The organism is Mycobacterium sp. GA-2829 (assembly GCF_001499965.1).
Taxonomy (GTDB): Bacteria; Actinomycetota; Actinomycetes; order Mycobacteriales; family Mycobacteriaceae; genus Mycobacterium.
Genome location: NZ_LQIT01000026.1, coordinates 28,056 through 53,570, shown reverse-complemented (window position 1 = coordinate 53,570; position 25,515 = coordinate 28,056). Strand labels below are relative to the sequence as shown.

Genomic DNA, 25,515 nt, shown 5'->3' with positions numbered 1-25,515 from the left:
CCCATACAAACAGAAGGGTCCGACAAATCTCAGCGGTCGGGCAGCGCCCGCTCGACGATCGGCAGTCGGGGAAGCGGGTCACGCTCACGGCGTTTGGCGGCGATGTAGACCTGCGACGTCTCTGCGGCCACGGTGTCCCAGCCGAAATCGGAGGTGAGCCGCTCACGGGCGGCGACGGCACGCTGCTGCGCGGCGGCGGGGTCGTCGAGCACCGCCCGCACGGCCGTGGCGATACCCGCGACGTCGCGCGGCGGGAAGGACACTCCGGTCACCCCGTCGATCACCGCCTCGCCCAGCCCGCCTGCCGTGGACGTCACCAGCGGTGTGCCCGTCGCGGCGGCCTCGAGCGCGACGATGCCGAACGGTTCGTAGTGGCTCGGCAGCACCGCGGCGTCCGCGGCGTGCAGCATATCGACGAGTCCCTCGTGGTCGAGCCGCCCGACGAACGATACTGCCTTGCGCACCTTGTGTTTCCGCGCCTGCTCGATCAACCAGTCCAGCTGGGTGCCGTCACCGGCGACGGTCAGCGTCGCGCCGGGATGGGTGCGGCGGATGCGGGGGAGCGCGGCGATCAGGTCGTGCACCCCCTTCTCGTATTCGAGCCTGCCGAGGTAGAGCAGGTGGGCGGGGCCGCTGCGCGGGCGGCGCCGCGCGAACGACCAGCGCTCGGCGTCGATGCCGTTGCGGATGACCCGGATCTCCGACAGGCCCGGTCCGAACAAGTCGGTGATCTCGTCACGCATCGACGCCGAACACGTGATGAGCGAATCGGATTCGCGCACCAGCCAGGACTCGACGGCGTGCACCTGACGGCTGACCCGACCCGACACCCAGCCGGAATGCCGACCCGCCTCGGTGGCGTGGATGGTGGAAACCAATGGCACGTCGAAGTATTCGGCCAACGTGATCGCCGGATGGGCGACCAGCCAGTCGTGGGCGTGGACGACGTCGGGACGCCACGGCCCTCCGTGGTCCTTGATCGCCAGCCCGGCCCGGATCATCGCGTGCCCCATGGCCAGCACCCAGGCCATCATGTCGGAGCCGAACGCGAACTCGTGCGGATCGTGAGCGGCGGCGATGACCCGAACGCCTTCGCTGATCTCGTCGGTGGTGGGATGCGTGCTGGGGTCGGTGTCCGCCGGGCGACGGCTGAGCACCACGACTTCGTGACCGGCGTCGGCCAGCGACGTCGCCACGTGGTGGACATGTCGGCCGAGCCCGCCGATCACCACCGGCGGATACTCCCACGACACCAGAAGGATTCTCACGCAACCACTTTCATCGCGGCAACCGCCGGGCATCGAGTGCGCCGAACAGTCCGTTGGCGCGGTTCCAGCCGTCGGCGAGGCGTTGCGCCTGCTCCCGGCGACCCGCGGCCAGCGCATCGGCGATCTCGCGGGTGGCGTGCGCGTGCAGGTGTGCACGGTAGCGGGCGTAATCGGCGGCGGAATCCTTGCTCACCATGAACGGCCAGTCGCTGGACACGGTCAGCAGGGTCTCGCGCAGGATCTGGTCGGCGACGCTGTCACGCGGTGTCGGCGTGCCCACCGATGCGTGCTGGGTCAGCGCCTTGTCGACCGTGCTCAGCGCGGTGTCGACGACCTCGGCGTTGAGTTGCACGAAGTCGGTGACCTTGTCGCCCGCCCACACCTGCCAGTCCTTGCCGGACCCCCACGAGCTGGGCGGCAGATCCACTGGCGCGCCGACGAATCCGTCGGTCACGGCGTCACTCAGCGTGCCGACGCGCACCCCGGCCTCGGGCAGCGCGCGCAGCACGCGGGCCAGCCACTCCGGGCCCTCGTACCACCAGTGGCCGAACAGTTCGGTGTCGAAGGCGGCGACGACGTGCGCCGGGCGCCCGATCCGCGAACTCTCGTCGGTCAGTCGCCGTCGCACCACCGCAACGAAATCGGCGACGTGGGCGTCGATCGCGGCGTCGGCGCGGTCGTGGTCATAGGGCGCCTTCCCCGACGACGGCACGTTGCGGCCGGTGACGCGCGCGGGTTTCAGTCCGGTCACGTGGTCGTAGGTGTGGAAGTCGCGGTATGCGGCGTGACCGGGGTAGCCGGACTTCGGCGACCACACCCGGTAGCTGACCTGCAGGTCGCGCCCGAAGGCGATGACGTCAGAGCCGCCGACGGGCCGGCCCAGTGCCGTGTCACCGTGCAGTGACGGGCCGTCGACCATGAAGTGGCCCACACCCGCTGCCGCGTAGTCGGTTTCCATCCCGGGCGCATACGCGCACTCCGGGGCCCAGATGCCGCGTGGAGTGTGGGCGAACCGCTGTGCGGCGTCGGCGAGGCCTTCACGCAGAGCGAACTCGCGCAGCCGCGGGTTGAGCAGCGGCTGGAACGGATGGGCCAGCGGTCCGCCGAGCAGTTCGACGGTCTGCGCGTCGATGAGCTCCCGCAGCACCGGGCTGCCGCCATGACGCCACAGCGTGGCGAACTCGTCGAGTGCGCGGTCGGCCTCGGCCAGTTCACGAGTTCCGAACGCGCGCAACGCCTCCGGCGCGCAGGCGGGGGTGGGGTCCGTGGAGGTCCGCAGTGTCGCGGCCTCCAGTGCCCGCAGCCGCCAGTTCGCCAGCCAGCTGTGCATACCGGTCAGGCAGTACGGGTCGTCGAGCTGTGCGGTCACGACGGGGGTCATACCGAGGGTGAGCAGGTGGCTGCGGCCCTCGGCGGCCAGCGTGCGCAGCACCCGCAGCAGCGGCAGGTATGACGCGGACCAGGACTGGTAGAGCCACTCCTCGCCGACGGGCCAGCGGCCGTGGTGAGCCAGCCAGGGCAGGTGGGTGTGCAGGACGAGAGTGAACAGCCCCGGTACCGCAGGCGCCTCGTCACTCACGGCCGCACCGCGATCGCGACCAGGTCGAGGCTGTCGTCGATGTCGCGTTCCTCGGCGGGCAGCAGGTCGAAGTCCTCGATGCGCACGGCGGCCACATCGTCGAGCAGGTCCTGCGGCCACGGGGCGTCGGCGACGGCGCGGGCGATCTGCGCCTCGATGATCGACCCGCCGTGACGGGCGTCGATGTCCCGCAGCCCCTGGCCATGAAAAACCCCGTAGACCCCTTCGATACCGAAGCCGGCGTCGGTGAGCAGCTCGGTCAGCTCGGCCGCGTTCAGTTCGCGGGTGTGGAACGGGTTGATCGGGGTGTCCCGGCCGGGGGAGAAGGTGATCCGGTTGGGCGTCGACATCAGCAGCACGCCGCCGGGGCGCAACACGCGCAGGCATTCGCGGACGAATTGTGGCTGATCCCACAGATGCTCGATGACCTGGAAATTCACCACCACATCGACCGACGCGTCGGGCAACGGTAACGCGGCCAGGTTGCCGTGGTGGATCTCCACCCGGGGATAGCGCGCCCGCACGTGCGCGACGGTCGCCTCGTCGTAGTCCAGCGCGATGACCCGGCGGGCGACTTCGGCGATCAGGTCGGCCCCGTAACCCTCACCGCATCCGGCTTCGAGCACGTCACGGCCGGCGCACCGGTCGGCGAGGCGGGCATAGACCACCTCATGGCGACGGAACCAGTAGTTCTCCTCGGCCAGGCCGGGGATCGTCCGCTCGCCGGTCAGCGGCAGGGTCTCTTCGGCACCCCCGTGCGGCCCGGTAACGAATGCGCTCATCGGAGGCAGGCTAACCCAGGCGGCGGGTTCGTGGCCGGTTCGCGAGGACTTGGCAACGGGTTAGCGGTGGTAGGGCGGGCAGGCGGATGAACTTCGACCAGCTATGGTGTTCCTGCGAACCACCTGTAGTTACTGACGAGTAACATGGTGTCAGCTTCACAAACGTGGTAACGGGCCGACCGCCGGCCGGCCTCATCGAGGAGGACGAACCATCTCATGACGAACATCGTGGTCCTGATCAAACAGGTCCCAGACACCTGGTCCGAGCGCAAGCTCTCCGAGGGCGACTGGACGCTCGACCGGGAAGCCGCCGACGCCGTGCTCGACGAGATCAACGAGCGCGCGGTCGAAGAGGCTCTGCTCATCAAGGAGAAGGAAGCCGCCAACGGCGTCGAGGGCAGCGTGACCGTGCTGACCGCGGGCCCGGAGCGCGCCACCGAGGCGATCCGCAAGGCGCTGTCGATGGGTGCCGACAAGGCCGTGCACCTGGTCGACGAGGGCATGCACGGCTCCGACATGGTGCAGACCGGGTGGGCGCTGGCCCGCGCGTTGGGTGCCATCGAGGGTACCGAGCTCGTCATCGCCGGTAACGAGGCCACCGACGGCGCAGGCGGGGCCGTGCCGGCGATCATCGCCGAGTACCTGGGCCTGCCGCAGCTGACCCACATGCGCAAGCTGACCGTCGCCGACGGCAAGGTCTCCGGCGAGCGCGAGACCGACGACGGTGTGTTCACCCTCGAGGCTCCGTTGCCCGCCGTGGTCAGCGTGAACGAGAAGATCAACGAGCCGCGCTTCCCGTCCTTCAAGGGCATCATGGCCGCCAAGAAGAAGGAAGTCACGACGCTGACGCTGGCCGAGATCGGTGTCGAGTCCGATGAGGTCGGTGTCGCCAACGCCGGCTCCAAGGTGCTCACGTCGACCCCGAAGCCCCCGAAGACCGCGGGCGAGAAGGTCACCGACGAAGGCGAAGGCGGCAAGAAGGTCGCCGAGTACCTGGTCGCTCAGAAGATCATCTAGCAAATCATTCCCCCAGGACTTGAGAAACGAGAGACATACCAATGGCTGAAGTACTCGTGCTCGTCGAGCACGCCGAAGGTGCACTGAAGAAGGTCACCAGCGAGCTGATCACCGCCGCTCGCACCCTGGGTGAGCCGTCTGCCGTCGTGGTGGGCAAGCCGGGCACCGCCGAACCGCTGGTCGACGGCCTCAAGGCCGCAGGCGCGGCCAAGATCTACGTCGCCGAATCCGAGGACGCGGAGAACTTCCTCGTCACTCCGCAGGTCGACGTGCTCGCCGCGCTGGCCGAGGAGAACAGCCCCGCCGGAGTGCTGCTGGCCGCCTCCGCGGACGGCAAGGAGATCGGCGGCCGCCTCGCCGCCCGTATCGGCTCCGGCATCCTGACCGACGTCATCGCCGTCGCCGAGGGTGGCAAGGCCACGCACTCGATCTTCGGTGGTGCCTACACCGTCGAGGCCGAGGTCACCGGTGACACCCCGGTGATCACCGTCCGTGCCGGTGCGATCGACGCCGAGCCCGCCGACGGCGCCGGTGAGGTCGTCAACGTCGAGGTCCCGGCCCAGGCCGAGAACGCCACCAAGATCACCAAGCGCGAGCCCGCCGTGGCCGGCGACCGTCCGGAGCTCACCGAAGCCACCGTGGTCGTCTCCGGCGGTCGTGGTGTCGGCAGTGCCGAGAACTTCGGCGTCGTCGAGGAGCTCGCCGACGCGCTCGGTGGTGCCGTCGGTGCGTCGCGTGCGGCGGTCGACTCGGGCTACTACCCGGGTCAGTTCCAGGTCGGCCAGACCGGTAAGACCGTGTCGCCGCAGCTGTACATCGCGCTGGGCATCTCCGGGGCGATCCAGCACCGCGCCGGTATGCAGACCTCCAAGACGATCATCGCGGTGAACAAGGACGAGGAAGCCCCGATCTTCGAGATCTCCGATCTCGGCATCGTCGGCGACCTGTTCAAGGTGACCCCGCAGCTCACCGAGGCGGTCAAGGCGCGCAAGGGCTGAGACCCCGCAACGCTGTAACCAGAACCCCGGCACCCCACGGTGCCGGGGTTCTGTGCGTTGTGGAGGACTACGGACTTTCCAGGGTTCCCAGACCGGTTTCCGGTGCGACGCTGAAGGAATGAGTGAGTCAGAGAATCGCAGGATCACCGTCATGGGCGCCACCGGTCAGATCGGCGCCAAGGTCGTCGACCTGCTTCGTGACGGGGGATACGACGTCGTCGCGGCGTCGCGCAGCAAGGGTGCCGACGTGCTGACCGGCGACGGGCTGGCCGAGGCGCTGGACGGCGCCGGCGTGCTCGTCGACGTCACCAATTCGCCGTCGTTCGAGGACGGCCCGGTGATGGGCTTCTTCGGCCGGTCGTCGGCGAATCTGGTGGCGGCCGGGCGGGCGGCAGGTATCGGCCACTACGTGGTGCTGTCGATCGTCGGCGCGGACGGGCTGCCCGAAAGCGGTTACATGCGAGCCAAAGTCGCGCAGGAGAAGGCGGTGGCCGGGTCGGGCCTGCCGTACACGATCGTGCGCGCCACCCAGTTCCACGAGTTCGCGGAGATGATCACCGATTCGCTCGTCGTCGGCGGCGAGGTCCGCGCGCCCGATGCGCGCATCCAGCCGATCGCCGCCGACGAGGTCGCCGCCGAGGTGGTGCGCGCCGCCGTCGCCGCGCCCGTCAACGGGGTGGTCGACGCCGGCGGACCGGAGAAGCTGCCGTTCGCCGACCTGGCCCGCGCGGTGCTGGCGGCACGCGGCGCCGACATGCCGGTGGTCGTCGATCCGCAGGCGCGGTACTTCGGCACCCCGGTCGACGACACCAGCCTGGTCACCGGCGACGGTGCGGTGATCGCCCCGACGCGGTTCGCCGACTGGTTGGCGCAGCGATGAGTCGCGCCATGACCCTGGAGGAGGTGGTGCGGGACCGTCGGTCGATCCGGATGTTCCTGCGTGACAAGCCGGTTCCGCGGGAAGTGCTGACCGAGGCGCTGGAACTGGCCATGCGCGCACCGTCGAATTCGAACATCCAGCCGTGGCGGGTGTACCTGAGCTCCGGCCCGCGTCGCGACCGCCTGGTGGAGGCGCTCCTGGCCCAGGCGACGCGCGGCTATCCCGAGACGGTGGGGCTGCCCGAGAGCTATGCGGACCTGCGCCGCGAGGTGGGGGCGATGGTCTACGGCGCGATGGGGATCGCCCGCGAGGACCGGGAGGCGCGGCGAACCGCGCAGCTGCGCAACTGGGAGTTCTTCCGCGCGCCGGTCGCGGGGGTGGTGTGCGTGCACCGCGACCTCGGCGCGGTCGACAGCATGGCCGTCGGGATGTTCCTGCAGACCCTCATGCTCGCCCTGGTGGAACGAGGTCTCGGCAGCTGTGCGCAGGTGTCGATCGCCCACTTCGCCGACGTCGTGCGCGAACAGCTGGAGATCCCGGACGCGATGACCGTGCTGTGCGGGCTGGCGATCGGCTACCCCGACGACGACTTCGCCGCCAACCATCTGCACACCCCGCGCAACCCGGTCGCGGCCAACGTCGTGTTCCGGGAGAACTGACAAGTCGTCACCGAGCGTGCACGCACACGTCACGTGATGCTTGCCGCCCCGCTGACCGGCTGCGCGACGGTGCTCGACATGAGCACCGCCTCTGTTCTCATCCCCGCCGACCAGCCGCGCACCGCGGACATCCCGCGGTATTCGCTGCTCCTGACGACCGATCCCGACGCCATCGACGCCGCCCAGCGGTTACGCCACGACGTGTTCACCGCCGAACCCGGATTCGCGCTGACCGGCGCCCCCGACGGGAGGGACGCCGACCGCTTCGACGAATTCTGCGACCACCTGCTGGTCCGCGAGGAGGTGACCGGCGACCTCGTCGGCTGCTACCGGATGCTGCCGCCGCCCGGCGCCGCCGCCGCGGGCGGCCTCTACACCGCCACCGAGTTCGACGTCCGAGCACTCGATCCGCTGCGGCCGTCGCTGGTGGAAATGGGCCGCGCCGTGGTGCGCCCCGACCACCGCAACGGCGCCGTCGTCCTGCTCATGTGGGCGGGCATCCTCGCCTACCTCGACCGATGCGGATACGACTATGTCACCGGCTGCGTCTCGGTTCCCGTCGCGGGCGAGGGCGGTGAACCCGACGGCACCCGACTCCGCGGTGTCCGCGACTTCGTGCGGCGCCGCCACGCAGCCCCCGCGCACCACACCGTCCACCCGTACCGACCCGTCGTCGTCGACGGCCGCACCCTCGACGAGATCGTGCCGCCGGCCCGGGTGACGGTGCCGCCGCTCATGCGCGGCTATCTGCGGCTGGGCGCCCAGGTGTGCGGCGAACCGGCCCACGACCCGGACTTCGGCGTCGGCGATTTCCCCGCGTTGCTCGACAAGCGGCGGGCCGACGTCCGCTACCTGCGCCGGCTGCGCGGGGTGGCGTCATGACGCTGGCCAGCGAACACCCCTGGTTGCAACGCGCGACCTGCGACGCCGGTTGCGTCCGCACCGCGGACGCCGGACACCGGTGGTGGGTGGCGGTGCGCACCGCGGCGCGGGTGTGTGCGGCGGTCATACTCATCGCGTTCGTGTGGCTGTTGGCGCTGCCGCTGCCCGGCCGCAGGCATGTGCAGCGGATGTACTGCCGCCTGGTGCTGCGCAGCTTCGGGGTGCGAATCCGGTTGTCCGGCGGCCCGGTTCGCAACCTCCGCGGTGTGCTCGTGGTCTGCGGTCACGTGTCGTGGCTGGACATCTTCGCGATCGGTGCGGTGCTGCCCGGCTCGTTCGTGGCGCGAGCCGACCTCGTCGACTGGCCCGCGCTCGGCCCCGTCGTCCGGCTCATGAAGGTCATCCCGATCGACCGCGGCAGCCTGCGCCTGCTGCCCGCGGTCGTCGCCGCCGTCGCCGCCCGGTTGCGCGCCGGCCACACCGTCGTCGCGTTCCCGGAGGGCACCACGTGGTGCGGGCTCGGGTACGGGCGCTTCCGTCCGGCGATGTTCCAGGCCGCGGTCGACGCCGCCCGCCCGGTCCAGCCGTTGCGGCTGGCTTACCGTCACCGGGACGGGCGGTTGTCGACGGTGCCCGCGTTCGTCGGGGACGACTCCCTGCTCGCCTCGGTGCGGCGGGTGATGACCGCCCGGCGCACCGTCTGCCACATCGACGTCGAGTCGTTGCAGCTGCCCGGCCAGGACCGCCGCGACCTGGCCGCCCGGTGCGAGACGGCGGTTCGCGGTGCCCGGCGCGCGCCCGTCACCGCGCACGCGCTGGCCGCCTGACCCGGCGAAAGCGGTCGACGGGCGGTCGGCGGCTATTCTGGACGGGCCATGACCTCGTCGAAGTCGGTCTACCTCGACCACGCCGCGACCACCCCGATGCACCCCGCCGCCATCGAGGCGATGACGGCTGTGCTGACCACCGTCGGCAACGCATCGTCGCTGCACGGGGCGGGGCGGTTGGCCCGCCGCCGGATGGAGGAGGCCCGCGAGACGCTGGCCGGCCTGTTGGGCGCCCGCCCCTCGGAGATCATCTTCTGCGCGGGCGGCACCGAGAGCGACAACCTCGCGGTCAAGGGCATCTACTGGGCCCGGCGCGACGCCGAACCGCGACGGAACCGGATCGTCACCACCCCGATCGAGCACCACGCCGTCCTCGACGCGGTGGAGTGGCTGGTCGACCACGAGGGCGCCGAGGTGACCTGGCTGCCCGTGGACGCCGAGGGCTCGGTGAACCCCGCCGCGCTGCGCGAGGTGCTGGCCGCCCACGACGACGTGGCCCTGGTGTCGGTCATGTGGGCCAACAACGAGGTCGGCACCGTCCAGCCGATCGCGGAGCTGTCCGCCGTCGCCGCCGAGTTCGGTGTGCCGATGCACAGCGATGCGGTGCAGGCCGTCGGCCAGCTCCCCGTCGACTTCGGAGCCAGCGGGTTGTCGGCGATGAGCGTGACGGCCCACAAGTTCGGGGGACCCACCGGCATCGGCGCCCTGCTGCTGCGCCGCGACACCGCCTGCGTGCCGCTGCTGCACGGCGGCGGCCAGGAACGCGACGTGCGCTCCGGCACCGCCGACGTCGCCGGTGCGGTGGCGATGGCGGCCGCGGCCCGCGTCGCGATTGACGGGCTGGAGGCCTATCGCGCGCGGGTGTCCGCGCTGCGCGACCGGTTGATCGCCGGCGTGCTGTCCGCGATCGACGACGCCTACGCCAACGGGTCGCGGGCGCACCGGCTACCGGGCAACGCGCACTTCACGTTTCGCGGCTGCGAGGGCGATTCGCTGCTGATGTTGTTGGACGCCAAGGGAATCGAGTGTTCGACCGGGTCGGCGTGTACCGCCGGGGTGGCGCAGCCGTCGCACGTGCTGATCGCGATGGGCGCCGAACCCGCCAGCGCGCGGGGATCGCTGCGGCTGTCGCTGGGCCATACGAGCACCGACGCCGACGTCGATGCGGTGCTGGAGGTGCTGCCCGCGGCCGTGGCGCGCGCCCGGCAGGCGGCGCTGGCGGCGTCGGGGGTGACTGACTGATGCGTGTACTCGTTGCGATGAGCGGCGGCGTCGACTCCTCGGTCGCCGCCGCGCGCATGGTCGACGCCGGACATGACGTCGTCGGGGTGCACCTGGCGTTGTCCGCGACGCCGGGCACCCTGCGCACCGGATCGCGCGGGTGCTGTTCGAAGGAGGACGCGGGGGATGCCCGCCGCGTCGCCGATGTCCTCGACATCCCGTTCTACGTGTGGGATTTCGCGGACAAGTTCAAAGAGGACGTGATCGACGACTTCGTCGCGTCCTACGAACGCGGTGAGACGCCGAATCCGTGTGTGCGGTGCAACGAGAAGATCAAGTTCTCCGCGCTGGCCGGACGCGCGCTGGCACTCGGCTTCGACGCGCTGGCGACCGGCCACTACGCGCGACTGTCCGACGGCCGGCTACGGCGTGCGGTCGATCACGACAAGGACCAGTCCTACGTGCTCGCGGTGCTGACCGCCGAACAGCTGCGCCACGCGGTGTTCCCGATCGGCGACACCCCGAAGGCGCAGATCCGCGCGGAGGCCGCCGAGCGTGGGCTCGCCGTCGCGGACAAGCCGGACAGCCATGACATCTGCTTCATCCCGTCGGGGGACACCCGGGCGTTCCTCGGCGCGAAGATCGGGGTGCGTCCGGGTGCGGTGGTCGACGCGGGCGGCACCAAACTCGCCGACCACGATGGTGTGCACGGTTTTACGATCGGCCAGCGCAAGGGTCTCGGCATCGCCGGGCCCGGTCCGGATGGTCAGCCGCGCTATGTCACCGGCATCGACGCGGCCACCGGAACCGTACAGGTGGGGCGCGCAGAGGATCTCGAGGTGTGGACGCTGACCGGTCAGCGGCCGGTGTTCACCTCCGGTGAGGCGTTTCCCGGCCCCGTCGAATGCCAGGTGCAGGTGCGGGCGCACGGTGGGCTCGCCGATGCGGTTGCGTCGTACGACGACGGTGAGCTCACGGTCGCGCTGCGGGAGCCGCTGCGCGGGGTGGCGCCGGGGCAGACGCTGGCGATCTACCGACCCGACCCCGAGGGCGACGAAGTTTTGGCCAGCGCGACGATCAGCGCGGCCGACGGGCGCTAGGTTTTCGCACACGGCCGGTGTACACGCGCGCGGTTGCGCTGATTCACCCCGGCCGTCAATAAAATCGCTGCGATTTCATCGCTTTCGCAACCGATGGACCTCCGGCATGGTGACCGAGCCCTAGTTCAACGATGCGCCGCCGACCCTGGAGAGCGCGCATTCGACCGAAAGAACCACCTCCTCGATGCCTGCCCCCAGCGCTGCCCGCTTTCTCCTGCCCGCAGTGACGTTCACCACCGCGCTCACCCTGACCGCGTGCGGTGGCGGATCTGACAGCTCCTCGTCGTCGGCGCCCTCCGGCCCGCCTGTCAGCGGCGGTTCGATCGTCTACGCCACCGACCGCGAGCCGACCTGCCTGGACCCGCACAACTTCGGCGACATGCCGCAGACCTACGTCGCGCGCCAGTACCTGGACAGCCTGGTCTCGGAGAAGCCCGACGGTTCGGTGGTGCCCTGGCTGGCCGACTCGTGGGAGATCTCACCCGACGGGCTGACCTACACCTTCGAGATCAAGCAGGGCGTGAAGTTCCACGACGGTACCCCGCTCGACGCCGAGGCCGTGCACGCCAACTTCGTGCACATCCTCGATCCGGCCACCGAGTCGGCCACCGACGCCGGCTACCTGCGCCCGTACTACGAGAGTTCCCGCGCGGTCGACCCGTCGACGTTCGAGCTGAAGCTCAAGAGCCCGTATTCGGCTCTGCTGCCGGTGCTTTCACAGGCGTTCTTCGGCATCCAGTCGCCCAAGGCCATGGCCCGCGGGCTGGAGGAGAACTGCCAGTCGCCGGTGGGCACCGGACCGTTCATCGTCAAGGTGTGGAACCGCGGCCAGAGCGTCGAGCTCGATCGCAACCCCGACTACAACTCCGCACCCGCCGACGCCAAACACCAGGGGCCGGCCTATCTCGACCACGTCAGCTGGAAGTTCATCGAGGACGGGTCGGTGCGGGCCGCCGCGGTGCAGGGCCGCGACGCCGACATCATCTTCAACCCGCCGCCCCAGCAGGTCGCCCCGCTCAAGGCCGATCCCAACCTGGTGACGCAGGAGTTCACCCACACCGGTCTGCCGAACGGCATCGCGCTGAACACCTCTCGCGCCCCGTTCGACGACACCAAGGTGCGCCAGGCGTTCATCCACGGCTCCAACGCCGAGGCCGCCGTCAAGAGCGCCTATCTCGGCGTCTACGAATGGGAACCCGGTCCGGTCTCCTCGACCACCCCGTACTTCAAGAAGGACCTGCGCGGCTTCTACTCCTACGACAAGGACAAGGCCAACGCGCTTCTCGACGAGGCGGGCTGGACCCAGCGCGACGCCGACGGCTTCCGCACCAAGGACGGTAAGCGACTGACCGCAGAACTGGTCTACTCGGCCGACACGGGCGACACCCCGCCCGCGGATGTGACGCTGTTCCAGAACATCCAGGCCGCGGAGAAGGAGATCGGCTTCGACGTCGTCCTCAAACCGCTGCCGCAGGATCAGTACTTCGCGGCGTTTTCCGACAAGAACGCCTACGACGGGCTGACCGGCGCCTACTGGAACAGTCCCACCCCGGCGGTGCTGTCGATCGTCTACTCGACCGATTCGCTCAAGGCCGCCCCGGGCAACAACATGAGCTGGGTCGAGAACCCGAAGATCGATGAACTCGTGCGCGCTGCGGCCGCCACCACGGATACCGCTGAGCAGCAACGTCTTTACGGCGAGACGCAGGATATCGTCGCTGAACAGGCCTACCAGTTGGGGCTGTATCCGGTGCTCACCCGGTTGGTCGCCAAGAAGAAACTGCAGGACGTCTGGATCGAACCATCCGAGGGTGAGCCCGTGCTGCACGACGCCTGGCTGGCCCCGTGAGCCTGGCAGTACCGGCCGCCCGCCGCACCCCGATCGGGTTGCGGCGGGCGCTGGTTCGCATCACCGGCGTCGTCGGCGTGCTGTGGGGTGCGGCCACGGTGACGTTCATCGCCCAGCAGCTGATGCCGGGCAATCCCGCGCAGACCATCCTCGGCGGCGCGGGTGCCCGTCCCACCCCGGAGCAATTGGCCGCCATCCGTGAGCAGTACGGGTTCAACGACCCGGCGATCGTGCAGTACCTGCACTTCCTGGACGGGCTGCTGCGCGGTGACCTCGGTACGTCCTACATCCTCAAACAGCCTGTCGCCGAGGTGATCGGCCACCATCTCGGACCCACCCTGACGCTGACGCTGGTCTCGCTGATTGCGGCCTGGGTGATCGCGGTGACGGTGACCTTGTTGACCGCGCACCGCAGCCGCTGGCTCGGCGGTATCGGCTCGGGTGTGGAGATCTTCCTGGCCGCGCTGCCCCAGTACTGGTTGGGCATCGTCCTTTTGGTGGTGTTCGCGATCCAGTTGCGGCTGTTGCCGGTGATCGGCGGGGACGGTCCCGTCGGCCTGGTGCTGCCCGCGCTGACGCTGGCGCTGCCGTTGGCCGGATACCTGGGTCAGGTCACCCGTGACGAGTTCTCCTCGGCGATGGAGCAGCCGTTCGCGGTGTCCGCCCGCGCCCGCGGCATGAGCGATTGGGGAGTGCGCTGGCGCCACGCGCTGCGGCACGCGATCCTGCCCGGTCTGACGCTGTCGGGGTGGGCGCTGGGTTCGCTGTTCTCGACGGCGGTGATCGTCGAATCCGTGTTCGTGCGGCCGGGTCTGGGCCGCGTGCTGGTCGACGCGGTGACGTCGAAGGACATGCCGGTGGTGATCGGGGTGACGCTGTTCGTCGCCGCGATCTACGTGCTGGCCAACCTGTTGGTGGACCTCGGTTTCGTCCGGGTCGACCCGCGACTGCGGAGGGCCCGATGACCATCGCGTTGACCCCATCGGTCACATCGGTCACCACGAGCAGGCGCCGGTTCCGGCCCGCGGTCGCCCTTGCCGCGGCGTACCTGGTGGTGATGCTGGCCTGGGCCGTCGCCCCCGGTGCGTTCACCAGCAGCACCGCCTATGACACCGATATCGAGAACCCCTTGCGGCCACCGTCGCCTGCGCACTGGTTCGGCACCGACGCCTCGGGCCGGGACATCTTCACCCGTGTGGTGTACGGCACCCAGAGTTCGCTGGCGATCGGCGTCGGCGCGACAGCGCTCGCCCTGGCCGCCGCGATCATCCTCGGCTTCGCCGCGGGGCTGGGTGGCCGATTCGCCGACGGCGCCATCAGCCGGTTCATCGAGGTGGTGCTGTCGATTCCGGGGCTGCTGCTCGCGCTGCTGTTCATTGCGATGTTCGGCCCCGGTGTGGTGACCCAGATCCTGGCGGTGGCGATCGGCTCGGCCGTCGGCTACGCCCGGATGGTGCGCGGTCAGGTGATCGCGGTCAAGGACTCCGGATACGTCAGCGCCGCAACGGCTCTCGGCCACTCCCGGCGCAGGATCATCACCCAGCACGTGTTCCCCAACGCGATGCGACCGCTGGTGGTGCTCGGCACCATGGGTGTCGGGCAGTCGATTGTCTGGGCGTCCTCGCTGAGCTTCCTGGGGCTCGGTGTCGCACCACCGGCGCCGGAGTGGGGCGCCATGCTCAACGCCGGCCGCGACTTCGTCTCCACCGCATGGTGGTTGGAGCTGTTCCCCGGCCTGGCGATCGTCGGCTGCACCCTGGCCGTCACGGTGGTCGGCCGGTACCTGCAGCAACGACTCGAAGGAAGACTGTCATGAGTGAGCTGCTCCGTGTCGAGGACCTCACGGTCGGCTTCGGTGGCACCGAGGTGGTGCGCGGGGTGTCGTTCGACGTCGCCCCGGGCGAATGCTTCGCCATCGTCGGCGAATCCGGCTCCGGCAAGAGCGTCACCGCACGCACCCTGCTGGGCCTGACCGGCGCGGGCGCACACGTCGATGCGACGAGGCTGGAGCTCAACGGGACGTCGCTGCTCGGCAACAGGGACCGCGACTGGCGGCGGATCCGGGGGCGCGAGGTCGGTTTCGTCCTGCAGGACGCGCTGGTGTCGCTGGACCCGCTGCGCAGAGTGGGCGACGAGATCGCGGAGACGTTGCGGCTGCACAAGTTCGGTAACCGCACCGCGCGCCGCACGCGGGTACTGGAACTGCTGACCGCGGTCGGGGTTCCCGAACCGGAGTACAAGGCCCACCAACTGCCCGGTGAACTGTCCGGTGGCCAACGCCAACGCGCCCTGATCGCCTCCGCGATCGCGCTCGACCCGCCGCTGGTGATCGCCGACGAACCCACCACCGCGCTCGACGTCACCGTCCAGGCGCAGATCCTGGACCTGCTCGCGGCCATGAAGGACAAGGGCACCGGGCTCATCCTGATCAGCCACGACCTCGCCGTGGTGAGCCGGCTGGCCGATCGGGTCGCGGTGATGCGCAACGGCCTGCTCGTCGAACAGGGCCCGGTCGCCGAGGTGCTGGCGGCGCCGTCGCATCCCTACACCCGCACCCTGCTCGACGCGGTGCCCGCCGCGCACCGCAGGGGCACGCGACTGTCGGCGCAACCGCCGCGCACCGTGCACGCCACCCGGCACGCCGACACCCCCACGGACGGCATCCTGCTGCAGGCCGACAATCTGGTGAAGCGGTTCCGCGGGCCCGACGGCGTCGAGCGGACCGCGGTGTCCGACGTCTCGTTCCAGATCGGCGTCGGCGAAACCCTCGGCATCGTCGGGGAATCCGGCTCGGGGAAGACCACAACGGCGCGGATGGCGCTCGCGCTGACCGAACCCGATTCGGGTGCGGTGCGCCTGTTCGGCGAGGCGTGGAGCGCCCTGCCGGAGGCGCAGCGCCGGGCCCGCCGCCGCCGGATCGCGGTGGTGTACCAGGATCCGCTGAGCTCCTTCGATCCGCGTTGGACGGTCCGGCGGATCATCGCCGACGCCCTGCCACGCGAGACGTACACGACCGACGCGGCGCGGGCGGCCCGGGTGCAGGAGTTGCTCGACGACGTAGGGCTGGGCGCCGAGCATCTGGACCGTCGTCCGCTGCTGCTGTCCGGGGGACAGCGCCAACGCGTGGCCATCGCCCGTGCCCTGGCGCCGGAACCGTCGCTGATCGTCTGCGACGAACCGGTTTCGGCGCTCGACGTCACCATCCAGGCGCAGGTGCTCGATCTGCTGACCGATCTGCAGGAGCAACTCGGGCTGAGTTACCTGTTCATCTCCCACGATCTCGGCGTCATCCACCACGTCGCCGATCGCGTGCTGGTGATGCGGGACGGCAAGGTGGTCGAATCCGGAACGGCCGCAGACATATTCGAAGACCCGCGCGACCCCTACACGCGACAGCTGCTCGCGAGCCTCCCGGCTCCCGAGCCGGTTCTGGAAGGCCGAGCATGACCCGTCACATCATCCTCAACGCGTTCGACATGAACTGCGTGTCGCACATCGTCGCAGGGACGTGGCGGCATCCGGAATCGCGGGCGGCGCAGTACAAGGACATCAACTACTGGATGGACCTGGCGAAGCTGCTCGAGCGCGGGCTGTTCGATGGGCTGTTCATCGCCGACGTGCTCGGCATCTACGACGTCTACGGCGGGGGACCGGAGGCGGCGTTGCGTTCCGGCGCGCAGGTCCCGGTCAACGATCCGCTGCTGGTGGTGCCCGCGATGGCCGCGGTCACTGAGCATCTCGGGTTCGGTGTCACCGCGGCGACGTCGTTCGAGCATCCGTATTCGTTCGCCCGTCGGATGTCCACGCTCGACCACCTGACCAACGGGCGCATCGGCTGGAACATCGTCACCGGCTACCTGGAGAGCGCTGCGCAGAACCACGGCCTGGACACCATCACCCCGCACGCGCAGCGTTACGACATCGCCGACGAGTACACCGAGGTGCTGTACAAGCTGTGGGAGGGGTCGTGGGAGGACGACGCGGTCGGCGGCTCGCCCGACCACTACGCCGACCCGGCCAAGGTGCATCCGATCGCCCACGACGGCAAGTACTTCCGGGTGCCCGGCATCCACCTGTGTGAACCGTCGCCGCAGCGCACCCCGGTGCTCTACCAGGCAGGCGCCTCCAGCCGCGGACGGCAGTTCGGCGCGGAGAACGCGGAGGTCATCTTCATCGGCGCGCCGACCAAGGAGATCCTCAAGGAGGCGGTGGCCGACATCCGCGCCCGCGCCGAAGCCGCCGGACGCGACCCCTATGACGTGAAGATCGTCAACGGCCACATCGTGGTGACAGGCGCGACCGAGGACGCGGCCAAGGCCCGCTACGAGGATTTCCGGCGCTACACCGATCCCGAGGGCGCACTGGCGCTGTGGTCGGGGTGGCTCGGCACCGACCTGTCCCGTTTCGACCTCGACGATCCGGTTGCGGTCACCGACAACGAGTTCTTGAAGTCGTCGGTGGAGATGTTCGGGCAGGGGCAGTGGACGCTGCGGGACTTCATCGACGCCAAGTCGATCGACGCCGAGGGAGGGTTCACGGTCGGTTCGCCGACCCAGGTCGCCGATGACCTGCAGTCGTGGGTCGAGGAGACCGACGTCGACGGCTTCAACCTCACCAACGTCATCACCCCCGGGTCGTTCGTGGACTTCATCGACCACGTCATCCCCGAGTTGCAGCGCCGAGGCCTGTACAAGACGTCCTACGCCGAGGGCGCCCTGCGCGACAAGCTCTTCGGTCACGGCCCCCGACTTCCCGAAACACACCGCGCGGCGCAGCACCGCCGAATTCCCCAGACGGTAGGAGACAACGCATGACCACCTCGACGGCACCACTGACCTACGGCTCGGCGCAGTTGTCCGACCTGATCGCCGCGATCGGCGAGGGCGCACTCGACCGCGAAAAGACCGGTGAAAGGCCCTTCGCCGCAATCGATCTCGTACGCGAGGCGGGACTCGGCGCGCTGCGGGTACCGACCGAGGACGGCGGCGGGGGAGCGACGCTGCGCGAGCTGTTCGCGACGGTGATCGCACTGGCGGCCGCCGACGTCAACGTTGCGCACATCCTGCGCGGGCATTTCGCCTACGTCGAGGAGCGGCTGCGCCTCGGCGGGGACCAGCGTGCGCGCGCTGTCGAGCTGGCATTGTCGGGCAAGATCGTCGGCAACGCGTCGACCGAACTGGGGTCGACGCCGGCGGGCGGGTTCACCTGGCAGACAAAGCTCACCCCCGAGGGAGACGGGTTTCGCCTCAACGGCAAGAAGTTCTTCACCACCGGCACGCTGTACGCCGACTACGCCGAGGTGTTGGCGAGCAACCCGGAGGGTGCGACGGTGGTCGCGCTGGTGCCGACCGACCGGGCCGGGGTGACGGTGCTCGACGACTGGGACGGGATGGGGCAGCGGGCCACCGGTACCGGGACGGCGACCTTCGACGACGTCGCGGTCTCGGCCGACGAGTTGCTGCAGTTCGCCCCGCCGGACGCCGACGCCGAACCGCCGGCGCTGTACCTGTCGGGGGCGTTCTTCCAGCTGTACGTGACGGCGCTGGAAACCGGTGTGCTGCAGGCGCTTCGTGACGATGCGGTGGCGCATGTGCTGCAGCGGCCGCGCAGTTTCGCGTGGGCGCCGACGCCGTCGGCGCCGGATGATCCACTGTTGCAGAGGGAGATCGGGGAGATCGCCGCGGCTGCGTACGTGTCGGAGGTGACGGTGCTGGCGGCGGCCGATGCGCTGACGGCGGCGTTCGACGCGGACGTGGCCGGCACCGATCCGGGCCTGGATCTGGCGCATGAGGCGTCGAGGCAGGCGGCCGCGGCCAAGATCGTCATCGACGGGCTGGCGCAGAAGTCGGCGTCGCAGATCTTCGACGTGGGCGGGGCGTCGGTGGTGCGGCAGGCGTACCTGCTGGACCGGCACTGGCGCAACATCCGCACGCTGGCGTCGCACAACCCGACGTCGTACAAGGCGCAGGCGCTGGGGGCGTATTACGTGCGGCAGACGCGGCTGCCGGGCAGCGGCTACTTCTGAGGTTTCCGCGAAACCGCATTCCCTGTCGTCAAGGCTCGCGCTTGGTAGCGGGGAATGCGGTTTCGCGTTAATGCCCGCTCGAGTACGGGCGTACGAACGGCGGTTAGGATTGCCGGCGTGGACGTGTCCGCGAAGCTCGCCCCCACCTTCAGCTACGACATCTTGCGGCAATTCTGGGCGTCGGCAGAGGATTTGGGCTTCCACGGCATCTACGATTACGACCACTTCTACGGCCTGGACGACGACGCGGTTCCCACGTTCGAAGGGTGGACGACGCTGGCGGCGCTCGCCGCGGTGACCCAGCGCGCACGGGTCGGATGCATTGTCAGTAGCGTGACTTTCCGGCATCCCGCCGTGCTGGCGAACATGGCCGTCACCGTCGACCACATCAGTGGCGGGCGGTTGGAGTTCGGGATCGGCGCAGGCTGGCATGACGCCGAGCACCGCGCGTACGGGCTCGTCTATCCCGGGCCCGGTGACCGAGTCGCCATGCTCGACGAAGCGCTCACCGTGATCCGCCGGCTGTGGACCGAATCCGCAGTCACCCACCGCGGACGGTTCTTCACCCTCGAGGACGCGGTGTGCAACCCGAAACCCCTGCAGGACCCCCACCCGCCGATCATGGTCGGGGCGGCGCTGTCGAAGATGCTGCGGGTCGTGGCCCGGCACGCCGACGAGTGGAACATGCCCATGAACGGCGGCCTGGACGAATGGTCTAGTGCCAACGCGATGCTCGACCGGATCTGCGCGGAGGAGGGTCGGGATTCGGCCAGCATCCGACGCTCGGTTCAGCTGTTCCTCCACCCCCAGCGCGACGGCCACGTGAGCAGACAGCTGAAAGTCATGGCGCGACTCAATGAGCTCGGCTGCCACCACGTCGTCCTGTCGTTCTACCAGCCACCCACCGACGACCAATTGCGGCTCTGCGCGGCCGCGGCGGCCGATCTTCGGAAGTGACCCCGGCCGGCGCCCAGGTCGGGGCCGCCCGTCCCAGCCGCGACGCGATCCACGCGTGTGTACACCTTAGCTTTCCCGCGTCTGGCGACGATGACGCCGGACCCCGCACCTGCCGATGACCTGCCTGCAATGGGCAGTACTTTCCTCGGAGGTGCGTCCTGTGGCCGAGGCGCTGCAGTGATCGCGCGGATGGCCACTTCACCAATGACCCCGCCCCCGCTATTGAATGTTAGTTAAGTCTCGTCTACAGTTCCTTTTCAGTGTTCTGGATCACTCTGGACGGTGTTCCACATGCGAAAACTGAATACCTTCTCCACACTTACGCTCGACGTCGAACGACACCGCAGTCGCTGACATGATCCGCTTGAAGTTTTGTTCAACTAAAGGTAACCCGAACCGGGATGTTCACCGCCCGTCCCCGGGGCCTGTAAGTGGGACTACTCCGCACCAATCACCACATCCACACGAGAGGCGATTCATGACCGAACAGGCGAACGCTCCATCGCCGGTAGGGATACCGTCACAGCCCGCAGCGACCGACGGCGCGCCACCGGCACTGAAGGGCCGTATCGGTGTTCTCGAGTTGATGCTGACTGTTCTGGCCTTCTCCGCGCCCCTGACGGTCGTGGCGGCGTTCGCGGTGTTCGTGCTCAGTTATAACCGCAGTGCGCCAGTCGCTTTCGGCATCGCCATCGTGTTGCTGCTGTTATTCGCCGTGGGCTACACGACGATGACCCGGTATCTGCCCAATCCCGGCGCGTTCTACGCCTACATCACCGCCGGTCTGGGTAAGCACGCCGGCTTGGGCTCCAGCTTCCTGGCCATGTTCGGGTACGTCGCGATGGCCGTCGGCACGGTGTCGTTCTTCGGAACGATCGCCGCAAGCCTGGTGAGCGAGACCTTCCACGGCCCCACTATCCCGTGGTGGGTCTACTCCATCTCGTGTGTGGCCGCGGCGGGGGTTCTCGGCTACTTCCGCATCGACCTCTCGGCCAAGGTGTTGTCGGTGGTAATGGGCTGTGAAATCTTGATCACGCTGATCTTCGACGGCGCGGTCTTCATCAACGGGGGCCCGGAAGGCCGGTCACTGGAACCCTTTTCGCTGGGCAACTTCGCCGCCGACGATGTGGGATTGGCCGTGCTCTTCGCGGCCACCTGCTTCCTCGGTTTCGAGGCGACGGCGATCTTCCGCGAAGAGACAAAGGATCCCGACAAGACGGTTCCGCGGGCGACCTACGGCGCGGTTCTGCTGATCGGCGTGCTCTACCTGGCGAGCATCTGGCTGCTGATCGTGGCCTACGGCCCGAGCCAGGCGCAGACCGTGGCAATCGAGGATTACTCGGGCATGTTCCCGAACGCGATTCACTCGTACGTGGGACTCTGGGCCACCGACGTGGTGCGAGTCCTGTTGTGCACGTCCATCTTCGCGTGCCTGCTCTCCGTACAGAACATCCTCGCCCGCTACACGTACTCGCTCGGCGTCGACCGCGTCCTGCCCGGGACGCTCGGCCGGGTCCACCCGCGGCACGGTTCGCCCTACATCGCATCGATGGTCGTCACTACCGTCCTGCTGACCGCGCTCGTCACTCTGGCGCTCGCGCAGGCTGATCCGCTGGTGATGTACTCGGCTCTCGCGGGCACCGGAGGCTTCGCCGTACTGGTGTTGATGTTCCTGACCGGGGTAAGTGCACTCGTCTTCTTCCGTCGGCGCTCCGACATCACCGAGCGGCGGGTGTTCCACATGTTCATCGCCCCGGCGCTTAGCGCGTTCAGCATGGCAGCGGTGCTCTATCTGGCGATGACGAACTTCACCTCCATGACCGGTGGCTCGACCGCGCAGGCGTGGGGTCTCCAGATCGCGCTGTGGAGCACGTTCATCGCCGGCCTCGTGTTGGCAGCGGTGTACCGCGCCCGGCGTCCCGAGACGTTCAGCCGCATCGGCCGGCAGAAGGTCGGCTGACCGGTCGCAGAAGGCGACCACGGAGGCCGCACGCCCTCGACCAAGTCGGGGCGTGCGGCCTTCGTCATCGTGGTCAGCGCGCCGCTCGGCATACCTGATGCGCAGCCATTGTCGAGCCGGTTGCGGCGAGGGCCTACCCGGCGTAGCCCAGATGTTCCTGGAACCACTCGCGGGCCGCGGTAATGGCCACGTCGAACTGCGCGGCGTAGGCGTCGAAGTGCCCGCCGGTGTAGGTCACCAGGCGTTTCGGATGCAGCGCCTGCGCGTAGGCCCGGAGGCCGGTGTCGGTGAGTGTGACGCTGTCGTCGAGGGCGATGACCATCACTAAGGGAGGGGGAGAGGTGCGAACCCCATTGCCTCCGTAGCATCATTCGCGTAGCGCGGGTCGATCGCGTGGTCACCGCGTTGTACCATCGGGCCGAGCCCGGTAGGGCCTGCAGGTAGAACTCCAGCGCGTAGCGGGAGCGGTACACCCCGGGGTTGGAGTGGTCAGTGCTGGCTGGGGCGCCGGCGGTCGACGGCGATGAAACTGTCCCTAACCGTGCAATCTGCTCGGGCGCCACCAGGCGTCGGCTCTGCTCGTATCCGTTGATCGTGGGGACCTGCGCGACGGCGGCTTTGACCCGCCGGTCGGTCGCCGCGCTGACCAGCGCGTGGCCGCGCGGCAAAGGGTGCTGCCCCAGAGGCCGATTCGTTCGGAATCGACCACAGGTGGCCTTCCAGAAGCCCCGCCCCCGTGCGGCAGCACGAGCCGACCCCGCAGGGTGATCCCGGCTTCGCCGCCGAAGTCGACGTCGGTGCAATGCACGTGTAGCACTCCGCGAAGTCCGCGTTGTTCCGCCGGTCTCCACCGCGGCCCCGGGTCGCGCCGGACGGTCAGCGCTCGCCGGCGACCTCTTTGTCCCGCGGATGCTCGCGCGTGGCGCGGCCGGCGCGCGTGCTGTGGGTGTTCATACGTGCCGCCCGCGCGGGCAGCAGCGCGCTGCGTTCGTCTTCGGTGAGCCCGCCCCAGGTACCGAACGGCTCCTCGAACGCCAGCGAGTAGGTTCGGCACTGCGCAAGCACCGGGCACGAGGTGCAGACCTGTTTGGCGCGCTGCTCGCGGAGACGGCGGGCATGTCCGCGCTCCCCGTCGGGGTGGAAGAACAGCGAGTGGTCGGCGTCGCGGCACCGTGCCGCCAACTGCCAGACAGAGCCATCCGTGTCCGCGCTTAGACGGCGGTCATCGGTGCGCGTCATGCCACATCACACTGGCGTTCACGTCGTAGCCCTACGGACGTCAGCTGTTCTCGCCCAGGGGGATCATCGGTTCCGGCAGGGTCTCCATGACGAACAGGTTGGAGGTCAGGCCGCCGTCGACGACCAGGTTGATCCCGGTGATAGCCGAGGCGTCGTCGGAGGCCAAGAACGCCACCGCGGCGCCGATCTCCTCGGGCTCGACGAGGCGGCGCATCGGAACGCGGGTGAAGTCGTTGAGCATGTGATCCAAGACGTTCGGTGTCGAGGTCTTGTGCACCATGTCGGTGTTCACGAACCCCGGAGCCACGCAGTTGACCCGGATGCCCAGGGGGGCCAGTTCCATCGTCATGGTGCGGGCCAGGCTGACCACCGCCGCCTTGGTGGCGGTGTAGGCGGTGAAGGGCCCGTCGGCGCCGAGGGCGTCGATCGAGGAGATGTGGACGATCGATCCCTTGCCCGCCGCTGCCATGTGGCGGGCCACCGCCTGGGACAGCAGAAAGGTGCCGGTCACGTTGATCCCGAAGGTGGTGCTGAACGTTTCCTCGTCGAGATCGAAGAACGGGGGTTCGTCGAAGATCGCGGCGTTGTTCACGAGGACATCGATGCGCCCCCACCGCCGCATGGCGGCCTCGACGGCGACGGCGACATCGGCCGAGGTGGAGATGTCGGCTGGCACGGCGAATGCCTGCCCGCCCTTGGCTTCGATGGCCGCCACGGTGGCGTTGAGCGGTTCGAGTGATCGACCAACCACCATGACCTCGGCGCCGCGGTCGGCGAGCGTGACGGCGATGGATTCACCGATGCCGCGACCCGCGCCGGTGACGATGGCGGTCCGGCCGGCTAACTGGGCGTTGCTGTGTGTGGGCATGTGCTGCCTTTCTTAATTCACGCTGAGGGATGGGGGGTTTACGGCGTAGCGGCGCCGATAATCTTCGAGTGGTGCAAGCGCATCGCCGGCTTCGTCGATCTCGTGGTGGGCGAACGCGATCAGTGCTTCTTCGTGCGCGACGACCTGCCGGCCGACGGCGGCCTCCTCGCCGTCCAGGACGTCGACGAGGAGTCTGAAGTCGGTGAGGTAGTCGTCGGCCAGACGGATGACGTCCATCCACATCTCCTTCCACGGCCGCCCCGCGAGGGTCGCGGCGAGCCGCCGACCCTCGCGCGCGGCGTCGTCGTCGGATACCGGAACCCCATAGCGAGTGATCAGCGGCGCGAGCGCGTCGGCGGTGATCCGCTCGATGTCGTACAGCAGGCGCAACGCCGTCGTCTCGGGATACGCGTTGCCGTCGAGCATTTCGCCGTACATCGCGCATCCGATGATCTCGCCCTCGTAGGCACGCCGCAAGAGCGCGGCCCGGGTGGCCGCGATCTCCTGGCTACCGTCACCGGCTGATGGGTCGGCGTGCATGGTGAGTTTCCTCCTGGGTCGGGGACGTCGAAGGCCGGGGGCCGGGTCAGATCGGGTTGCGGGCAGCGGTGAGCCAACCCCCGTCGATGACCATCGCCGCACCGTGGATGTAGTCGGCGTCGTCGCTCGCCAGAAACAGTGCCAGCCGGGCGATTTCGGATGGTTGGCACCACCGCTGGGCCGGGATGCGCGCGATCTCGGTTTCGGAGTCGGGCAGATGGCTGGCATCTCCGTCGGGCACGGTGAGACCGGTCAACGTCGCCCCCGGGCAGATGGCGTTGACCCGGATTCCGCGCCTGCCGTAGTCGAAGGTCAACTGGCGGGTCAGCCCGAGGACTCCGTGCTTGGCGGCGGTGTAGGCGGTGCCGCCGCCGGCGGCGCTGAGCGAGGAGATCGATGCCGTGTTGATGATGACGCCCCGCGCGCGGCTCAACATGTCGGGGATGACGGCCCGGCTCATCAGGAAGGGGCCCGTGAGGTTGACCGCCAGGTTGCGGTTCCATTCCTCGACCGGGATCTCATGGGCGGGCCGGAAACTGTCGATGATGCCGGCGTTGTTGCACAGCACGTCGACGCGCCCGGCCCACCGGATCACCTGGTTCACCGCTTCGCTCACCGAGTTCTCCGAGGCGATGTCGACGAACACCGCCGTGGCCCGGTCGGCCGGAACCTCAAGGGCGGTGACGACCGCCTTGGCCTTGGCTTCGTTGATATCGAGCGCGGCCACCCGCGCTCCGGCCGCGACGAACTGTTGCGCCATGGCTTCGCCCATGCCGGATCCTGCTCCGGTCACGACGACGACATTGTCCTGCAGGGACTTTGACACCGGAATCTGCCTTCCTGTCGGTGTAGGGGACGGTGGGG

24 protein-coding genes are annotated in these 25,515 nt (G+C 68.9%); 16 read left to right on the top strand and 8 right to left on the bottom strand.

Features of this window, described 5'->3' with window-relative positions:
* Positions 1–29: 29 nt before the first annotated feature.
* From AU194_RS16895 to AU194_RS16885, 3 genes are read right to left on the bottom strand one after another with little or no spacing between them, the layout of a single operon-like run.
* Positions 30–1,268 carry a glycosyltransferase family 4 protein gene (locus tag AU194_RS16895; RefSeq protein ID WP_059090397.1) on the bottom strand — a complete coding sequence of 413 codons (1,239 nt, stop codon included), beginning with the start codon at positions 1,266–1,268 and terminating at the stop codon, positions 30–32.
* Between the two features lie 10 nt (positions 1,269–1,278).
* Positions 1,279–2,847 carry a glycoside hydrolase family 57 protein gene (locus AU194_RS16890; RefSeq protein ID WP_059090396.1) on the bottom strand — a complete coding sequence of 523 codons (1,569 nt, stop codon included), beginning with the start codon at positions 2,845–2,847 and terminating at the stop codon, positions 1,279–1,281.
* Positions 2,844–3,629, bottom strand: coding sequence for a bifunctional 2-polyprenyl-6-hydroxyphenol methylase/3-demethylubiquinol 3-O-methyltransferase UbiG (locus AU194_RS16885; protein ID WP_059090395.1), 786 nt, complete (start codon positions 3,627–3,629; stop codon positions 2,844–2,846). The genes AU194_RS16890 and AU194_RS16885 overlap by 4 nt, the downstream gene beginning before the upstream one ends.
* A gap of 216 nt (positions 3,630–3,845) precedes the next feature.
* On the opposite strand from AU194_RS16885, the gene AU194_RS16880 reads away from it, so the two are divergent.
* The 16 genes from AU194_RS16880 (at position 3,846) to AU194_RS16805 (ending at position 22,004) form a co-directional block, all read left to right on the top strand.
* Positions 3,846–4,646 (top strand): electron transfer flavoprotein subunit beta/FixA family protein, encoded by an 801-nt coding sequence (locus AU194_RS16880; protein ID WP_059090394.1) that lies wholly within the window; start codon positions 3,846–3,848, stop codon positions 4,644–4,646.
* 41 nt (positions 4,647–4,687) lie between these two features.
* A complete protein-coding gene (locus AU194_RS16875; protein ID WP_059090393.1) occupies positions 4,688–5,644 on the top strand; it encodes an electron transfer flavoprotein subunit alpha/FixB family protein in 957 nt (318 codons plus the stop codon).
* Between the two features lie 118 nt (positions 5,645–5,762).
* Complete coding sequence (locus AU194_RS16870) at positions 5,763–6,524, top strand: SDR family oxidoreductase (RefSeq protein WP_059090392.1); 762 nt, start codon at positions 5,763–5,765, stop codon at positions 6,522–6,524.
* An 8-nt stretch (positions 6,525–6,532) separates the two neighbouring features.
* Positions 6,533–7,183, top strand: coding sequence for a nitroreductase (locus AU194_RS16865; RefSeq protein WP_059090391.1), 651 nt, complete (start codon positions 6,533–6,535; stop codon positions 7,181–7,183).
* 78 nt (positions 7,184–7,261) lie between these two features.
* Positions 7,262–8,065, top strand: a complete 804-nt coding sequence (locus tag AU194_RS16860; protein ID WP_059090421.1) for a GNAT family N-acetyltransferase — start codon at positions 7,262–7,264, stop codon at positions 8,063–8,065.
* Complete coding sequence (locus tag AU194_RS16855) at positions 8,062–8,892, top strand: 1-acyl-sn-glycerol-3-phosphate acyltransferase (protein ID WP_059090390.1); 831 nt, start codon at positions 8,062–8,064, stop codon at positions 8,890–8,892. Before AU194_RS16860 ends, AU194_RS16855 begins: the two co-directional genes overlap by 4 nt.
* 48 nt (positions 8,893–8,940) lie before the next feature.
* Entirely contained in the window at positions 8,941–10,134 is a 1,194-nt protein-coding gene (locus AU194_RS16850; RefSeq protein ID WP_059090389.1) for a cysteine desulfurase family protein, read from the top strand.
* Positions 10,134–11,213, top strand: a complete 1,080-nt coding sequence (gene mnmA, locus AU194_RS16845) for a tRNA 2-thiouridine(34) synthase MnmA (RefSeq protein ID WP_059090388.1) — start codon at positions 10,134–10,136, stop codon at positions 11,211–11,213. The genes AU194_RS16850 and mnmA overlap by 1 nt, the downstream gene beginning before the upstream one ends.
* A 184-nt stretch (positions 11,214–11,397) precedes the next feature.
* Positions 11,398–13,062 (top strand): ABC transporter substrate-binding protein, encoded by a 1,665-nt coding sequence (locus AU194_RS16840; protein ID WP_059090387.1) that lies wholly within the window; start codon positions 11,398–11,400, stop codon positions 13,060–13,062.
* Positions 13,059–14,027 (top strand): ABC transporter permease, encoded by a 969-nt coding sequence (locus tag AU194_RS16835; RefSeq protein ID WP_059090386.1) that lies wholly within the window; start codon positions 13,059–13,061, stop codon positions 14,025–14,027. The genes AU194_RS16840 and AU194_RS16835 overlap by 4 nt, the downstream gene beginning before the upstream one ends.
* Positions 14,024–14,878, top strand: a complete 855-nt coding sequence (locus AU194_RS16830) for an ABC transporter permease (protein ID WP_059090385.1) — start codon at positions 14,024–14,026, stop codon at positions 14,876–14,878. Before AU194_RS16835 ends, AU194_RS16830 begins: the two co-directional genes overlap by 4 nt.
* Positions 14,875–16,509, top strand: coding sequence for an ABC transporter ATP-binding protein (locus AU194_RS16825; RefSeq protein ID WP_059090384.1), 1,635 nt, complete (start codon positions 14,875–14,877; stop codon positions 16,507–16,509). Before AU194_RS16830 ends, AU194_RS16825 begins: the two co-directional genes overlap by 4 nt.
* Entirely contained in the window at positions 16,506–17,876 is a 1,371-nt protein-coding gene (locus AU194_RS16820; RefSeq protein ID WP_059090383.1) for an LLM class flavin-dependent oxidoreductase, read from the top strand. The genes AU194_RS16825 and AU194_RS16820 overlap by 4 nt, the downstream gene beginning before the upstream one ends.
* Positions 17,873–19,087, top strand: coding sequence for an acyl-CoA dehydrogenase family protein (locus tag AU194_RS16815; protein WP_059090382.1), 1,215 nt, complete (start codon positions 17,873–17,875; stop codon positions 19,085–19,087). The genes AU194_RS16820 and AU194_RS16815 overlap by 4 nt, the downstream gene beginning before the upstream one ends.
* A 117-nt stretch (positions 19,088–19,204) precedes the next feature.
* Complete coding sequence (locus AU194_RS16810; RefSeq protein WP_059090381.1) at positions 19,205–20,044, top strand: LLM class flavin-dependent oxidoreductase; 840 nt, start codon at positions 19,205–19,207, stop codon at positions 20,042–20,044.
* Positions 20,045–20,630: 586 nt separating this feature from the next.
* Positions 20,631–22,004 (top strand): APC family permease, encoded by a 1,374-nt coding sequence (locus AU194_RS16805; protein WP_059090380.1) that lies wholly within the window; start codon positions 20,631–20,633, stop codon positions 22,002–22,004.
* A 133-nt stretch (positions 22,005–22,137) separates the two neighbouring features.
* On the opposite strand, the gene AU194_RS32225 is transcribed toward AU194_RS16805, so the two are convergent.
* The 5 genes from AU194_RS32225 to AU194_RS16780 form a co-directional block, all read right to left on the bottom strand.
* A complete protein-coding gene (locus AU194_RS32225) occupies positions 22,138–22,329 on the bottom strand; it encodes a hypothetical protein (RefSeq protein WP_197417642.1) in 192 nt (63 codons plus the stop codon).
* A 551-nt stretch (positions 22,330–22,880) separates the two neighbouring features.
* Complete coding sequence (locus tag AU194_RS16795) at positions 22,881–23,243, bottom strand: WhiB family transcriptional regulator (protein WP_059090378.1); 363 nt, start codon at positions 23,241–23,243, stop codon at positions 22,881–22,883.
* A gap of 40 nt (positions 23,244–23,283) precedes the next feature.
* Complete coding sequence (locus AU194_RS16790) at positions 23,284–24,111, bottom strand: SDR family NAD(P)-dependent oxidoreductase (protein ID WP_059090377.1); 828 nt, start codon at positions 24,109–24,111, stop codon at positions 23,284–23,286.
* 12 nt (positions 24,112–24,123) lie between these two features.
* Entirely contained in the window at positions 24,124–24,651 is a 528-nt protein-coding gene (locus AU194_RS16785) for a hypothetical protein (RefSeq protein ID WP_059090376.1), read from the bottom strand.
* Positions 24,652–24,697: 46 nt separating this feature from the next.
* On the bottom strand, positions 24,698–25,477 hold the full coding sequence (locus AU194_RS16780) for an SDR family NAD(P)-dependent oxidoreductase (protein ID WP_231743436.1): 780 nt from the start codon (positions 25,475–25,477) through the stop codon (positions 24,698–24,700).
* Positions 25,478–25,515 lie beyond the last annotated feature (38 nt).

Excerpts from the sequence above, each read along its gene's own strand:
- AU194_RS16885 (WP_059090395.1), bottom strand. The coding sequence starts at position 3,629 with ATGAGCGCATTCGTTACCGGGCCGCACGGGGGTGCCGAAGAGACCCTG.
- AU194_RS16880 (WP_059090394.1), top strand. The coding sequence starts at position 3,846 with ATGACGAACATCGTGGTCCTGATCAAACAGGTCCCAGACACCTGGTCC.
- AU194_RS16875 (WP_059090393.1), top strand. The coding sequence starts at position 4,688 with ATGGCTGAAGTACTCGTGCTCGTCGAGCACGCCGAAGGTGCACTGAAG.
- AU194_RS16870 (WP_059090392.1), top strand. The coding sequence starts at position 5,763 with ATGAGTGAGTCAGAGAATCGCAGGATCACCGTCATGGGCGCCACCGGT.
- AU194_RS16865 (WP_059090391.1), top strand. The coding sequence starts at position 6,533 with ATGACCCTGGAGGAGGTGGTGCGGGACCGTCGGTCGATCCGGATGTTC.
- AU194_RS16860 (WP_059090421.1), top strand. The coding sequence starts at position 7,262 with ATGAGCACCGCCTCTGTTCTCATCCCCGCCGACCAGCCGCGCACCGCG.
- AU194_RS16855 (WP_059090390.1), top strand. The coding sequence starts at position 8,062 with ATGACGCTGGCCAGCGAACACCCCTGGTTGCAACGCGCGACCTGCGAC.
- AU194_RS16850 (WP_059090389.1), top strand. The coding sequence starts at position 8,941 with ATGACCTCGTCGAAGTCGGTCTACCTCGACCACGCCGCGACCACCCCG.
- mnmA (WP_059090388.1), top strand. The coding sequence starts at position 10,134 with ATGCGTGTACTCGTTGCGATGAGCGGCGGCGTCGACTCCTCGGTCGCC.
- AU194_RS16840 (WP_059090387.1), top strand. The coding sequence starts at position 11,398 with ATGCCTGCCCCCAGCGCTGCCCGCTTTCTCCTGCCCGCAGTGACGTTC.
- AU194_RS16830 (WP_059090385.1), top strand. The coding sequence starts at position 14,024 with ATGACCATCGCGTTGACCCCATCGGTCACATCGGTCACCACGAGCAGG.
- AU194_RS16825 (WP_059090384.1), top strand. The coding sequence starts at position 14,875 with ATGAGTGAGCTGCTCCGTGTCGAGGACCTCACGGTCGGCTTCGGTGGC.
- AU194_RS16820 (WP_059090383.1), top strand. The coding sequence starts at position 16,506 with ATGACCCGTCACATCATCCTCAACGCGTTCGACATGAACTGCGTGTCG.
- AU194_RS16815 (WP_059090382.1), top strand. The coding sequence starts at position 17,873 with ATGACCACCTCGACGGCACCACTGACCTACGGCTCGGCGCAGTTGTCC.
- AU194_RS16805 (WP_059090380.1), top strand. The coding sequence starts at position 20,631 with ATGCTGACTGTTCTGGCCTTCTCCGCGCCCCTGACGGTCGTGGCGGCG.
- AU194_RS16795 (WP_059090378.1), bottom strand. The coding sequence starts at position 23,243 with ATGACGCGCACCGATGACCGCCGTCTAAGCGCGGACACGGATGGCTCT.
- AU194_RS16790 (WP_059090377.1), bottom strand. The coding sequence starts at position 24,111 with ATGCCCACACACAGCAACGCCCAGTTAGCCGGCCGGACCGCCATCGTC.
- AU194_RS16785 (WP_059090376.1), bottom strand. The coding sequence starts at position 24,651 with ATGCACGCCGACCCATCAGCCGGTGACGGTAGCCAGGAGATCGCGGCC.